This window comes from Hyalangium ruber, from assembly GCF_034259325.1.
Lineage (GTDB): Bacteria > Myxococcota > Myxococcia > Myxococcales > Myxococcaceae > Hyalangium_A > Hyalangium_A rubrum.
Genome location: NZ_JAXIVS010000020.1, coordinates 49,083 through 62,883 on the forward strand (window position 1 = coordinate 49,083; position 13,801 = coordinate 62,883).

Sequence of the window (13,801 nt, forward strand, 5' to 3'; positions counted from 1 at the left end):
AAGTGAACCCCCGAGCCAAAATCGTCCACTTTCAGGGGGTTTCCATAACCTGCAATCGCCCTGCCTTTCGATCGTAAGCTGTGGGAGGGGATCCGTGCGTCCCCTCCCAAGGAGCCGTGGACCATGAAGAAGCTGCTGGTGTTCGTCGTGCTGCTGGCCCTGGGGGCTGGGGCCGCGTATCACTTCGGCTACCTGGATCGCTTCGGCCTGGGCGGGGCCAGAACACGGCTCATCCCCAAGGATCCCGCCCTGCTCTCCTACTTCGGGCCGGACACCCGCGAGTTGCTGCTCGTGCAGGCCACCGAGCTCGACGTCCGCCTCTCGGGCGAGTCCCAAGCCAAGCTCAAGCAGGAGCTGACGGACTTCCACACGAAGACCGGCATCCACGCGCTCAAGGACGTGGACGCGATCGCCGCGGCCAATGGGTTCGGCGTCGTCCGAGGGCACTTCGACTGGGGCCGGCTCTCGACCTTCCTCCAGTCCGAGGGCTACACGCTCACCGAGCTGGGAGGAGTCCGCGCGGCGGTGAAGTCCCAGGCCGTGGACGTGGCGCTCGATGGGCGCTACCTGCTGATCGGCCCGCGTGGAGCGCTGGAGCAGGCGCTCGCGCGCAAGCGGCAGGGCCAGGGCCTCGAAGACGGCAGCCCCATCGTGAAGGCCCTGGATGAGATCGGCTGGAAGCATGCCCTGGTGGGCGGCGTGGTGGCCGGCTCGCAGTTGGCGGCGCTCCCAGGCGGCGTGGAAATGCAGGTGCAGTCCATCCTGGGGGCGCTCGACCTGAACGCGGAGGGCTTCGAGCTGCGCGGGACCGCCGTCACCGGCGGCAAGGATGAGGGCGAGGCGCTGCACGCGACCCTGGAGACGATGCGCAAGGCCTTCCTGCTCCGGATGACCCTGGACCCGAGCCCCGAGGCGCGCACGCTGCGCGAGTCCCTCGAGAAGGCCACCCTCGAGGCCGATGCCCAGGGGCGCGTGCGCGGCGCCATTCGCTTCCCCTACGCGCTGGCGGATCAGGCCTCCGCGAACCTCTCCCGCTCCCAGCTCCCCGCGGGGCTCCAGAGCCTCAGCCTGCCCTCCGAGGATGAGGAGCCCGCCCCCTCCAGCCCGCCGTCCGCCACTCCAAGCCAGCCCACGTCCACGTCCACGCCGGTGGCCTCCGTCTCGGCGCCCGTCACCGTGGACTGGAAGCCTCCCGTGCTCGGGGTGCTGCTGCTCGTGGTCGCCCTGGTGACCATGGGCGCCAAGGCGCGCCCGGGGATGTTCAACGTCCTGTTCCACCCGCTCTTCCTGCTGCCGTTCCTCGTCACCACCCTGGGCGTGTTCGTGTTCCGGTGGACGGGCCACGCGGGCGGTGCGTTCGACGTGCTCGCCCTGCCGATGCCCGAGTGGCACCGCTTCGTCTCCTTCCCCGTGGCGCAGACCCTGGCGCTCAGCGCCGCGGTGCCCATGGTCTTCGCCATCCTCTCCGGCCCGGTGCCGTTGCTGCGACGGTTCGCCGCGGGGCTGGGAGTCGGCTTCAGCGCCTACCTCGTGGTGAAGGCTTTCGCAGGCACCAGCCTGCCGCTGATTCCTCCGGCCTATACGCTGTACTGGTACGCGGGTAACGCGCTGGCCGCGCTGCTGATGGCCCGGCTCACCATTCCGCCGCGCCGGGCGAAGTAGCCGCGCCTCGGGCAAAAAAAAGCACTGCCCTCGCCGCCGGTCGGGGAGCAACGGGGGCAGTGCGTACATGACTGCGAGACCCGACATAACAGGAAAGCCGTATTATTTCAAATACAACGGCAATCCATATCTCCTTGTACTAACGGTCAGTCCTAAATTTCAAGAAAACCAATGGTTTGCGGCGGCTAGCGGTCCACCCTCCAGGCCTGCTCCACCAGCCCCTCCAACGAATGCGGGAGTTCCTGCCAGCCCCGCATCACGGTGGTGCCCATGGCGCGCTTCCAGATGAAGGTCCTCAGCACATCGGCGACCCGGTTGGCCTCCGCTCCCTGGGGGAGTTGATCCGCCCGGCGGGCGCGCTGCCGGAGCCGCTCCCATTCGAGATCCGAGAGGCTCCGCGGGTCCTCGGGGCGCTCCGCGCCGAACGCGGCCCAGAGCTCATGGGCCAGCTCGAGCAGGCCCGCCCGCGCCTCCGCCACGGTGGGCGAGGCGGACAGTCGGGCCTCCGGCTCGCTCTGGCGGATAGACACCCAGCACGCCAGCTCGAGTCGCTCGGCCTCGGTGGGGACCAGGGGGCTGAACCGGGTGCGCACCAGCGCCTCCAGGCTCCGGCGAGCGCTCGCGCGCCAGTACTCGGCATGCAGCAACAGCTCGGGGCCGGTGCGGGGCGGATGCAGGGGAGCCCGCTCGGCGCGCTTGCGCAGATCGCCCGCCAGTCCGCCGGTCCGGTCCACCCGGGCGAGCCGGGACCATGCCGCGGCCAGCGCCGCCTCGCCCCGGGGCCACTCCTGGCGCAGCGCCTCCGCCTCCCGAGCCGAGAAGGAAACCCCGGCCTCGGGATCGATCCCCTGGGCGAAGAGCGCTTCCAGCAGCCTGCCGAACGCGGCCAGCTCTCGCACCGCGGGCAGTGCCTCGGGGAGGAGCTCCAGCGCCGTGGCGCCGCGCTGGGCGGGGAGAACCTCTCGCGGCAGGGTGAGCAGCCGCTCTTCCAGCATCGTCAGCAGTTCCAGGAGCGACGCTTCCGGGCCTCGCGCGAGCCGCTGGACGAGGCTCCGCGCCAGCTTCTCCCGAAGCGCCTGGACCTCGTGCAGGCCCTGCACGGTCGGGCTGAGCGCGGGCCAGGACTCGGCCTGGGCTCGGCGCAGGGCGGCACCGAGCGCCTCGTCCACGCGCGCCTGCGCCTCCAGCGCCTCCTTCAGCAGCGGCAGCTCCTTGCGAAGCCGCTCCTCCCAGGCCTTCGCGCCGAGCCCTTCGAGCAGCCTCCGGTACCGGAGCTGGGCGGCTTCCAACAGCTCCGCCCTGCCCTCCAGGCGCAGCCGGTACTCGTCCACGCGCGGTCCCATCGCCGCGGACTATAGCCTCCGCGTGCTCAACTCACTTCGCGGACTCTCGCAGGGGCTTCAGCGCCTCGGCCCACCGGAGCAGCTCGTTGAGCAGGGTGGTCGCCGCCTTGGTGTGGTGCTCCGAGGGCGTGAAGTTCTTGTTGGCATCCAGGTACTGGGCATACATCTGGATCGCCACCTGCTCGGGGATCGGCATCACCTTGAGCGCGACGAGGCTCTGCTTCTCCACCTGCACCGCGCGAAGCCCGCCCGAGAGGCCGCCGTAGCTCACGAAGCCCGCCGGCTTGTAGGCCCACTCGTGGAACACGTAGTCCAGCGCGTTCACGAGCGCCGGCGGTGGCCCGTGGTTGTACTCCGGCGTCACGAAGACGTAGGCGTCCGCCGCGTTGACGATCGCGCTCCACGCCTTCGTGTGCTCGTGCTGGTACAGCCGGCGCACCGGGTGCTCGGGCTCGTCCATCAGCGGCAGGTTGAGCTCCGCCAGGTCCACGAGCCGCACCTCGAACTTCCCGTGCTGCGTCGCGAACTCGTGGAACCACTTGCCGATGGTCAGGCCCACCCTGCCAGGGCGGGTGCTGCAGAGGATGACGTGAAGCTTCGGGGCCAAGGTGTGCTCCAAAAAGTGGGTCAGCCGATCTTCTCGATGCGACCGTCGGCGTGCCGCGCGAAGCGGCCCTCCGTCCTCGGATGCACGGGACCATGGTTGGCGAACGGCCAGCCGCCGAACTGCGTGCGGTGGTAGTCGGCGAACGCCTGCTGAATCTCCGCCTGCGAGTTCATCACGAAGGGGCCGTACTGCACGACGCGCTCACCGATGGGCCGGCCCTGCAGCAGCAGCAGCTCGGTCTCGGCGGGCCCGTTCTCCAGCTTCACGGCCACGTCGGGGCGGAGCTTCACCGCCATGTTCGAGCCGACCGACAGCGTGCCGACCTGCAGCGAGCTGCCCCGGAAGAAGTACAGCGTGCGGTTGGTGCCCTTCGCGGCCTTGGGCAGCGTCCACTCGGCCCCCGGTGCCATCTTGATCGTCCAGATGGCCACGTCCGAGTCCGCATGGGCCGCCCACGACTTCGGCGGAGGGGGTGGCGTCTTCTCTCCCGCCAGCTTGCCCGCCACCACTTTGACCTCGGTGGCCCTGCCCGCCGCATCCTTCGCGATGTGCTTGGGGATGGTGTTGCTCCACAACATCGAAAAGTGGGGCTCCACCATCTTGTTGGCGCTCGGCAGGTTGAGCCAGATCTGGAACAGCTCGACCGGGTTCGGCGCGTTCTGGTGAACCAGGGGGAACATCTCCGAATGGACGATGCCCCCGCCGGCGGTGAGCCACTGCACGTCGCCGTTGCCGAAGCGAGCGGTGGCGCCCAGCGAGTCCGAGTGGTCGATGTAGCCGCGCCGGACGATCGTCACCGTCTCGAAGCCCCGGTGCGGGTGCTGAGGGAAGCCGGGCACCACGTCACCGTGGTACATGCGCCACCCGTCCTTCCCCTCGAAGTCCTGGCCGATGCGCCGACCGGCCAGGGAGGCCGCGGGTCCCATCTGCTCGTTCCCCTTCGGGTAGGCGTCGTCATGGTGGACGCAGAAGAGGAACGGATCGGATGTCTCCCACGGCATCCCCTGCAGGGGCTTCACGCTCAGCACGGCTTCGTCGCTCACACGGACCTCGACCACATTGGGGTGTGCCGGAATCTAATCGGCGGTGATCGAGCGTCGCAACGCGGACTTTCCCCTCAGTGCAGGGTGCGCTTGAGGCGGCTGAGTTGCGCGTGCGTGCGCTTCTGCGCCGGCAGCAGCTCCATGCGGACGAAGCGGCGCGCCTCACCGTGGACCTGATCCATGTCCCGCTGGTAGTCCGCCAGCCCGTGGTCCTCGCCCTCCTCGAGGGCCTGGATGGCCGCCTTCTCTCCGAGCGAGTCGGCCCCCGCCTGGACGAGCTTCGCGAACACGCCCCAAGGGCCCGAGCCCTCGACCGGCGTACCGCCGAGCCTGGAGATGCGATCGCGGAGCGCCTCCACCCGCTGCTCATGGTCCTGCTGGCAGGTCTCCAGCACCGTACGGTGGGCGTCCGAGACGTGGCCTATCGCCTGGCGGTAGGTCTCCACGGCGGAGATCTCTCCCTGCAGGAACGAGTTGAGCGCGTCGACGGACTTATCGGTCTGGGCCATGGGTGTCCTCCTCCATTCGCGAGAGGTGTTTCGCGCAAAGGTGAGGCATTCCCGGAGAACGGCAACGAGGGCTCCCCCCCTCGCTGCCCCCCGCCTGCCCGCTTCCCTACGGCTGGCCCAGGACCTCCAGGGCGGCGGTGGTCAGCGTGGTGACGCCCGTGCGCAGCGTCCGCTCGCGGTCCGGCGCGAAGATGCCAGAGTGGAGCGAGGGCAACGTCGCCCCCGACTTCTGGGCCTGCTGGTGCTTGCCCGGCTCCACCGTGCCGATCCACAGCATCGCCGCCGGCACGCCCGCGCGGCCGTACTCGGAGAAGTCCTCCCCGCCCATGACCGGGTTGCCCTCCTTGAGGTTCTGCGCGCCCAGCACGCGCGTCAGGGCAGCCACCACCCGCTTCATGAGCTCCGGATCATTGTAGGTGGCCGGCGTGCCCTCGGTGATGGCCACCTCGGGCGCGCGGGGAGAGCCCGCCACCTGGGACTCGCCCTTCGCGATGCGCTCGATGGCGTCGAGCACCTGCTTGCGGACCTCGGGCTTGTAGGTGCGCACCGTGAGTTGGAGCTTCACCTCGTCGGGGATGATGTTGTGCTTGGTGCCGCCGTGGATGGAGCCCACCGTCACCACCGCGGGCTCCAGCGGGTTCTTCTCGCGGCTCACGATGGTCTGCAGCGCCACCACGTACCGGGCCGCCAGCAGGATGGGGTCCACCGTGGTGTGCGGGTAGGCCCCGTGGCCGCCCTTGCCGTAGAGGGTGACGTCCACCGAGTCCACGTTCGCCAGGGCGAAGCCGGACACGTACTCCACCGTCCCGGCCGCCGCCGTGGACGAGTTGTGGACGGCCAGGGCGAAGTCCGGCTTGGGGAAGCGCTTGAAGAGGCCCGCCTCGAGCATCTTCCGCGCTCCGTCGCCGCGCTCCTCGGCCGGCTGCCCCACCATCATCACCGTGCCCCGCCAGCGCTCCTTGTTCTTCGCCAGCAGCGTGGCCACGCCCGTCCACACCGTCATGTGCATGTCATGCCCGCAGGCGTGCATCACCGGCACCGTCTGCCCGCCCGGGTCCACCGCCGTCACCTTGCTGGCGTAGGGCAGCCCCGTCTTCTCCTCCACCGGCAGCGCGTCCATGTCCGTGCGCAGCATCACCGTGGGGCCCTTGCCGTTGCGCAGGATTCCCACCACGCCATGCCCGCCTACCTTCTGCGTCACCTCGAAGCCCAGGGCGCGCAGGCGCTCGGCCATCTTCGCCGCCGTCTTCTCCTCCTGCGTGGACAGCTCGGGCGTCTGATGGAGATCCCGGTAGAGCGCGTCCAGCTCGGGGTACAGCCCATCCAGGCCTTGCAGCACGCGAGGCGCCGTGCCCCCTGGCTCCGCGGCGAGCGAGCTACCGCTCAGCGCCAGAAGGGTGAGGGTCCACCAGGCAGATCGTCGAAGCACGCTTCCTCCGTTCAAGAGACACGAGGTGCGATTACAACACAGCGCGCCATGCCTGGAGTGCGAAGAGCGTCACTCACCAGGTCGCCTATTTTCCAGGTAACTGGGATGCAGTAGCTTCCCCGCCCCATGCGCCATTGGTGGTGGTTGTGTCTCCTGCCTGCCCTGTGTTGGGCCGAGCCGCTGAAGCTGGCCATCCCCGGCATCACCGTCGTGGACATGGATCCGCAGCGGGCCACGTTCCTGTCCGAGCACCTCGCGCAGCAGCTCGCCGATGAGGGCGCCGAGGTGATCAGCTCCCAGGACCTGGGCGTCATGCTCGGCCTCGAGCGCCAGCGGCAGCTCTTGGGGTGTACGGGGCGCAAATGCACCAGCGCGCTCTCCGATGCGATCGACGTGGACGCCCTGGTGATGGGCGACGTGGCGAGCCTTCCCAACAATCGCTTCCAGCTCAACCTGCGCATGCTCGACAGCGTCAAGGGCGCTCGCGTGCGGACCTACAACCGGCGCGTGGTCGGCTTCGAGGCCGTGCTGGATGAGATGGAGAAGGCGGCCAAGCAGCTGGTTACCGCGGGTAACAAGAAGTTCGGGCGTACCTCGGTGCCCGTGGTGAAGCCGCCTCCGCCTCCTCCGGTGGTGGAGCAGCCGCCTCCGCCTCCTGTCGTCGTGGAGCAGCCGCCTCCGCCTCCTCCCGAGCCCGTGGTCAAGCCCGAGCCCGTGGCTCCGCCTCCGCCTCCCGCGCCCGTACTGCCTCCGAAGATCAAGGAGGGCGCGGCGCGACGCTGGGCCTGGGTGCCCGCCACGGTGGGCGGCGTGGCGATGGGCGCGGGGCTCGTGTTGTGGAACGACTCCGAAGCGAGATACCAGCAACTGCGTGACGGCACGGACCGCCCGTACGCGGTGTCCCTGGAGATCGCCGATGGGGGCAGGAGCCGGCAGAACCTGGCTCGCGTGAGCATGGGGGTGGGTGGGGCGTTGATCCTGACCGGCGCCGCCATGGCCTTGTTCGGTGCTCCGCCTTCGGTGGAGCCCCAGGTGGCGGTGGGACGGGAACACGTCTCCGTGGGAATCGCGGGAGTGCTGCCATGAGGAGTACACGGGGGCTGAGGCACGGCCGGTGGTTGGGCGGAGTGCTTCTGCTCCTGGCGCTCGCGGGCTGCCGGAACTTCGATGTGGAGCCTCCCGCCGCGTGCGTGGAGGATGGATCCTGCGTCGACGGCACGGATGGGGGTGGGAACGATGGTGGCGATGGTGGCTCGGATGGGGGTGGGAACGACGGCGGCGATGGTGGCTCGGATGGCGGCACCACTCTCCCGGACGGTGGCACTACCCTCCCGGACGGTGGCACTACTCTCCCGGACGGTGGCACTACCCTCCCGGACGGCGGCACCACTCCCTCGGATGGCGGCACTACCCTTCCCGATGGCGGCACCACCCTTCCAGACGGCGGCACCACTCTCCCGGACGGTGGCACTACCCTCCCGGACGGCGGCACCACTCTCCCGGATGGCGGCACCACTCTCCCGGATGGCGGCACTACCCTCCCGGATGGCGGCACCACCCTTCCGGACGGAGGCACCACCCTTCCGGACGGAGGCACCACCCTCCCGGATGGCGGCACTACGCCCTCCGATGGCGGCTCCACTCTCCCGGATGGTGGCACCACTCTCCCGGACGCGGGCACGCCCCCCGACGATGATGGCGGCACCAAGCTCCCGGACGGTGGCACTTCTCGCGACGGTGGCGCTTCCGGCCCCGATGGTGGCGACTCCGACCCCGACGCGGGCTTCGACGGGGGCTTGCCGAGCCAAGACGCGGGCCTCGACGCAGGCGTCGACGACGCCGGCATCCCCGGCCCCGTCCCCATCGACGGCGGTATCACTTATGACGGCGGCATCATCGTCGACGAGCTGCCCATCGGTGGGTGCATCGAAGACCTGTGTCTGAAAGACAAGTACGTGCTCAGCCCCGCGAGCGACGGTTTCAACGGGCTCTGGATCTTCGATCCGTATGACGTCTACCTCGCCCACACCGATGGCGCGCAGGTGGTGCAGTTCAACAACGGCTTCGCCCCTACCCCCGGCCTGAGCACCCCGCCCTTCCGGCTCCACGGCACCACTCCGGACAACGTCTGGGCCATCGCTCCCTCGGAGAGCGTGAGTCCCCTCTCGCGCTTCGATGGTCAGCGCTGGATCCCCGTGCCAGTGCCATCCACCGGGCCGTCCATCCGTCCTCCCGCGCTCTTCGTGGGACAGCACTCCACCTGGGTCGCCGGCTCTCACGGCGGAGCCCTGCGGTGGGATGGCACCTCGTGGACCTCGGAGCCGCCCTCGGGCGCCACACGCGGCACCCTCCGCGCGTTCTGGAGCAACACCTCCGAGCCTCTCTTCGGCGTGGGAGGCACCGACACTCCCGTGCCGTTCGGCGCGTACTGGCAGCGCCAGGCCAACGGCACGTGGACCGGCCCGACCGTCATTCACACCGCTGCCCTGCCTCCACCCGCACTGAGCGCCATCGCGGGCCCGAGCACCGAGCACCTCTACGCGGTGGGCGGTCAGGTCGTACTGCGGTGGACCCCCTCGGCCTGGCTCTTCGAGGCCCTGCCCGAGACGCTCCCCTCCGACTGCTGGCTCTCGGAAGCCCAGGATGTGTGGGTGAATGGGGATGGCAGTGACGTGTGGGTCACCTTCGATACCTCCTGTGTCCTGCGCAAGAAGCAGGGCATCTGGTCCGCCAGACGCCTGCCCGTCCCCGCCGACTTCCAGGCCCGACAGGTGGAGGGCTTCTCCGACGTGGACGGCCAGACGGTGGACCTGTGGATCACCGGCTACCAGCCCACGGGCCCCCATGCCGGGGCCGGCGCGTACCACTTCAACCTCTCCTGGCCCTAGCCCGAAGGACGCCTCCGATGCTCCCTGGACGGATGATGGACTTCCCCCTCACCCTCACCCATTTCCTGGAGCGCGCCCGCACGTTCTTCGGGCGCACCGAGCTCACCAGCCGCCGGCCAGACAAATCGCTCCATCGCTCCACGTACGCGGACCTCCACCGCCGCGCATGTCAGCTCGCCCATGCCCTGCGGCGACTCGGGGTGAAGCCAGGGGACCGCGTCGCCTCGCTCTGCTGGAACCACCACCAGCACCTGGAGCTCTACTTCGCCGTGCCCTCCATGGGCGCGGTGCTCCACACCCTCAACCTGCGTCTGCACCCGAACGATCTCGGCTACATCGCCCGCCACGCCGAGGATCGCGTGCTCGTCGTGGATCGCTCCCTGTTGCCGCTGTTCGAGAAGTTCGCCGGCTCGGTCAGCTCCCTCCAGCACGTCATCGTCGTGCCGGATGACGGCCCCGCTCCCTGCGGACGGCTGGACTACGAACAGCTCCTCGCCGCCGAACCGGACAGCTACGACTTCCCCTCGCTCGATGAGCGCACGGCGGCGATGCTCTGCTACACCTCCGGCACCACCGGCAACCCCAAGGGCGTGCTCTACAGCCACCGCTCCATCGTGCTGCACACCCTGGCCTCGTGCATGGTGGATGTGCTCGGCATCCGCGAGGCGGACGTGGTGCTGCCCGTGGTGCCCATGTTCCACGCCGCCGCCTGGGGCCTGCCCTTCGACGCCGTGGCTACTGGCGCGAAGATCGTCCTGCCCGGTCCGCACCTGGATCCCGCCTCGCTGCTGGAGCTGATGGCCCACGAGCGCGTCACCGTGGCCGGGGGCGTACCCACCATCTGGCTCGGCATCCTCGCGATGCTGGATCAGGAGCCCAAGCGGTGGGACCTGAGCGCCATGCGCAGCATGCTCATCGGCGGCTCGGCGGCGCCGGCCTCGCTCATCGACGGCTTCCTGCGGCGGCACGGGCTGGAGGTGACACACGCGTGGGGAATGACGGAGATGAACCCCATCGGGACCATCGCCCGGCTCAAGGGGCACCACGCCGGAGTGAACGACACGGCGCGGCTCGCGGTGCGCGCCAGCCAGGGCTTCCCGCTGCCCTTCGTCGAGGAGCGCCACGTGAGCGACACGGGCCAGGTGCTGCCCTGGGACGCGCAGACGATGGGCGAGCTCGAGGTGCGCGGGCCGTGGGTCGCCTCGTCGTACTACGGCGACGAGGGCAAGGATCGCTTCACTCCAGACGGCTGGTTCAAGACAGGCGATGTCGTCACCATCGACGCGGACGGCTACGTGCGCATCACCGACCGCTCCAAGGACGTCATCAAGTCCGGCGGTGAGTGGATCAGCTCGGTGGCGCTGGAGAACGCGCTGATGGCACACCCGGCGGTGCTGGAGGCGGCCGTGTTCGCGGGGCGCCACCCCAAGTGGGACGAGCGGCCGCTGGCGGCCGTGGTGCTCAAGCCGGGGCAGAGCGCGACGAAGGAAGAGCTGACCACGCATCTGGAGAAGAACTTCGTGCAGTGGTGGCTGCCGGATGCCTACCTCTTCATCCCGCAGATTCCCCGCACGTCCACTGGCAAGTTCCTCAAGACGAAGCTCCGAGAGGACTTCGGTGACCACCTGATGAAGCAGGCTCAGGAGTAGACTCGGCGCATGCTCGCCGTGACCGACAGCGTGGGGCTCGCCCCCGAGTTACTGGCCTCGCTGAAGGCCGAGCTGGAAGGCCTGTCGATCCTCCAGGATGTCATCCGGTGGGGCTTCTCCCAGTCCCCACCGAGTGACGTGGCCGACGTCGTCATCCAGGACGAGTTCACGCACGACGTCGTCCTGCCATGGCGACACCTCTACCTGGTCTTCGACACCACCTGACTGGGCGGTGTGAACGCGGTCTCCGTGTGGGACCACCCGCCAACCGCCGACGAGATGCTGGATGCCCGGCTCGCCTCGGGCTGGACGCCAACGCCGACGTCCACCCGAGAGGGAGACCAGATTCTGGGGCACGCCGCCTGCCGCGTACCCTCGCGTCGCTGACGCTCAGTTGTTGGGAGCGCCCGCGATGATCCACGAGCGGATGCGGGTGACGTAGCCCGGGTTGTTGTCGAAGTAGGCCGTGTTGTTGCGAGGCATCCGCCCCCCGCAGTTGTTGGTGGCGCTGAGCTTCCGCACCAACAAGGAGGTGTCCGGGAATCCCGGCCGCACGCGCCGCAGGGTGCCGCAGGAGGTGTTGTTCCCGGTCACGTTCACCAGGTTTGCGTAGGAGCTTCCCTGGAGCAGGTTCAGGTTGCCGCTGGGGCTGGTGTTGTCGTGGCAGCTGACGCAGGCCTCGTTCCAGATGAACTGGATGTGCTCGGAATAGGTGGGGACGGTGACCTGCACGTTCAGCGAGCGCGTCACGGAGGCCACACCATCGGACACCACGACCTGCACCTGCACGGTACGGGGGCTGTTCGACGTGACCTCCGCGGAGCGCCAAGTCGCTGAGGCGGTATTCCCGTTGGTGAAGGCGCCCAGGTCCGCGGGGTTCGTCCTCCAGCTATAGGTCAGCGGATCCCCATCCGGATCGCTGGCGCCGATGGACAGCGCGATGGAGTCCCCGGACAGGACGGTGATGGGCCCGGTGATCGCGGAGTCCACCGTGGGGGGGCGGTTGGCGCTCGGATCGTTCGCCACCACCACGTCCACGGAGGAGACGGCGGCCCCTCCCCGCTCGTCGGTGGCCGCCACCTGGAGGGTGAAGGTCGTCCGGGTCGAGAGCAGGGGCGCCGTCCACGTGGGGTTCGAGGCATTCGCGTTGTTGAACGTGCCTTGGGGCGAAGCCGGCGAGCGCTGGGTCCAGGTGTAGCTCAGGGCCCTGCCTTCTGGATCGCTCGCCCGCGCCGTCAGGGTCGTCCCCTGTCCCTCATTGACAGTGGCGGGAGCGGCAGTCACCTCCGTGAAGACCGGGGGCTCGTTGCGCACACCCACCGAGAAGGCGATGGGCGCGGAGGTGGTGGTGTTGCCGGAGGAGTCCAGCGCCGCGACCGTGAGCACGTAGTCTCCTTCGGGCGTCTGGCTGGCGTTCCAGACACATCCGAAGGTGGCACCGGAGGCCTTGGCCTCGTTGTCCGCGCACGCGAGCACGTTGGAGACATAGAAGGCCACCTTGGCGACGGTACCGGAGTCATCCTCCGCGACGGCCTCGAGCCGCCGCTGGCCGGTGATGAACTCCCCCGCCGTCACCCCGGCGGTGAGTTGGACGCGCCCGGGCGCCACCGCATCCCCGGGGCTCGGCTGTGGCTCTGGATCCGAGCCGCAGCCAAGCCAGGCCAGACCCAGAAACAGCGCGCACGACAACGCTCGTCCCTTCCACCGGGACAGCGAAGACGACATGGACTCGTTCATGATGCGTCCCCTCAGGAGAATGCCGGGGACGCTCTAACACACCCCGCCCGCACTCCCGGTAGAGCCCCTCGCCCGCTCTTCGTTGCACCTCCAAGTAATAGACGGAGCCCAAGGTGACCCGGAGGGCCTGGGTGCTGCACAATCCCCCGTGATGAACCTCGAGCAGCTGATGCACGACTTCGTCCAGCGCAGCTCCCTGCTCGCGCTGGGGGCCATTACCGCTGGGGGCTTTGCCCTCATCTACTTCGGCCTGGGTGGCCTGGGCACCCTGCTCACCCGTCGCGTCTTCCCTCGGCTCGGCATCGGCCGCGTCATCGATGCGCACCCCCTGCGCCCTGGCCAGGTGCGCGAGGAGATCGGCTGGTCGCTCGTCTCCATCGCCCTCTTCGGCGGCTATGGCGCCCTCACCGTCTGGCTCGACTCCCTCGGCATCACCCGCATCCGCTGGGAGCTCACCGCCTCCGGCCTGCTCGTGGACCTCGTCGTCCTCACCGCCTGGAACGAAGCCCACTTCTACCTCTGCCACCGGGTGCTCCACACGCGCTGGCTCTTCCGCCACGTCCACGCCATCCACCACCGCTCCCGCGTGCCCACCCCTTTCTCCACCTACAGCTTCCACCCCGTGGAGGCCACGCTGCTCGGCAGCGTCATGGTCCTGCTCCAGCTCTTCTACGACGTCAGCATCTGGGCCGCCCTCACCTACCCCCTGGTGAGCCTCACCATGAACACCTTGGGCCACCTCAACTACTCGCTCCTGCCCGGCCACTGGTGGACCAAACCGCTGCGCGCCAGCGAGCACCACGGCCTCCACCACCGCAAGGTGAACGGCAACTTCGGCTTCCAGATGCCCGTGTTGGATCTCGCCCTCGGCACCGAGCTGTCTGACGCGCCGCATCAGGCCCAGGTCCGTCTTGCATCTGACCGGGCTCCGTAG

Annotated in this window: 12 protein-coding genes; 6 read left to right on the forward strand and 6 right to left on the reverse strand. The window is 69.1% G+C overall.

Translation table 11 applies throughout. The features are described from left to right. The first annotated feature begins 123 nt into the window (after window positions 1–123). A complete protein-coding gene (locus SYV04_RS38945) occupies window positions 124–1,662 on the forward strand; it encodes a hypothetical protein (protein ID WP_321551143.1) in 1,539 nt (512 codons plus the stop codon). 185 nt (window positions 1,663–1,847) lie between these two features. On the opposite strand, the gene SYV04_RS38950 is transcribed toward SYV04_RS38945, so the two are convergent. The 5 genes from SYV04_RS38950 to SYV04_RS38970 all read right to left on the reverse strand — a co-directional run bounded on the left by SYV04_RS38950 (window position 1,848) and on the right by SYV04_RS38970 (window position 6,593). Continuing rightward, entirely contained in the window at window positions 1,848–3,005 is a 1,158-nt protein-coding gene (locus SYV04_RS38950; protein WP_321551144.1) for a hypothetical protein, read from the reverse strand. Window positions 3,006–3,036: 31 nt separating this feature from the next. Then, complete coding sequence (locus SYV04_RS38955; RefSeq protein ID WP_321551145.1) at window positions 3,037–3,612, reverse strand: NADPH-dependent FMN reductase; 576 nt, start codon at window positions 3,610–3,612, stop codon at window positions 3,037–3,039. A 20-nt stretch (window positions 3,613–3,632) separates the two neighbouring features. After that, a complete protein-coding gene (locus tag SYV04_RS38960; RefSeq protein WP_321551220.1) occupies window positions 3,633–4,613 on the reverse strand; it encodes a pirin family protein in 981 nt (326 codons plus the stop codon). 116 nt (window positions 4,614–4,729) lie between these two features. Then, window positions 4,730–5,164: a DUF2383 domain-containing protein gene (locus SYV04_RS38965; protein WP_321551146.1), complete on the reverse strand. Its 435-nt coding sequence runs from the start codon at window positions 5,162–5,164 to the stop codon at window positions 4,730–4,732. A 106-nt stretch (window positions 5,165–5,270) separates the two neighbouring features. After that, entirely contained in the window at window positions 5,271–6,593 is a 1,323-nt protein-coding gene (locus SYV04_RS38970; protein ID WP_321551147.1) for an amidohydrolase, read from the reverse strand. Window positions 6,594–6,719: 126 nt separating this feature from the next. Here SYV04_RS38970 and SYV04_RS38975 point away from each other — a divergent pair, with 126 nt between their 5' ends. From SYV04_RS38975 to SYV04_RS38990, 4 genes are read left to right on the forward strand one after another with little or no spacing between them, the layout of a single operon-like run. Further along, complete coding sequence (locus tag SYV04_RS38975) at window positions 6,720–7,679, forward strand: hypothetical protein (protein ID WP_321551148.1); 960 nt, start codon at window positions 6,720–6,722, stop codon at window positions 7,677–7,679. Beyond that, window positions 7,676–9,481: a hypothetical protein gene (locus SYV04_RS38980; RefSeq protein ID WP_321551149.1), complete on the forward strand. Its 1,806-nt coding sequence runs from the start codon at window positions 7,676–7,678 to the stop codon at window positions 9,479–9,481. The genes SYV04_RS38975 and SYV04_RS38980 overlap by 4 nt, the downstream gene beginning before the upstream one ends. Window positions 9,482–9,498: 17 nt before the next feature. Continuing rightward, window positions 9,499–11,130, forward strand: a complete 1,632-nt coding sequence (locus SYV04_RS38985; RefSeq protein ID WP_321551150.1) for a long-chain fatty acid--CoA ligase — start codon at window positions 9,499–9,501, stop codon at window positions 11,128–11,130. A gap of 9 nt (window positions 11,131–11,139) precedes the next feature. Further along, complete coding sequence (locus SYV04_RS38990; protein ID WP_321551151.1) at window positions 11,140–11,355, forward strand: hypothetical protein; 216 nt, start codon at window positions 11,140–11,142, stop codon at window positions 11,353–11,355. A 165-nt stretch (window positions 11,356–11,520) separates the two neighbouring features. Here the strand turns inward: SYV04_RS38990 and SYV04_RS38995 are convergent, their stop codons facing one another. After that, entirely contained in the window at window positions 11,521–12,867 is a 1,347-nt protein-coding gene (locus tag SYV04_RS38995; RefSeq protein WP_321551152.1) for a PKD domain-containing protein, read from the reverse strand. Window positions 12,868–13,018: 151 nt separating this feature from the next. Between SYV04_RS38995 and SYV04_RS39000 the strand changes: the two genes are divergently transcribed. Further along, on the forward strand, window positions 13,019–13,801 hold the full coding sequence (locus SYV04_RS39000) for a sterol desaturase family protein (protein ID WP_321551153.1): 783 nt from the start codon (window positions 13,019–13,021) through the stop codon (window positions 13,799–13,801).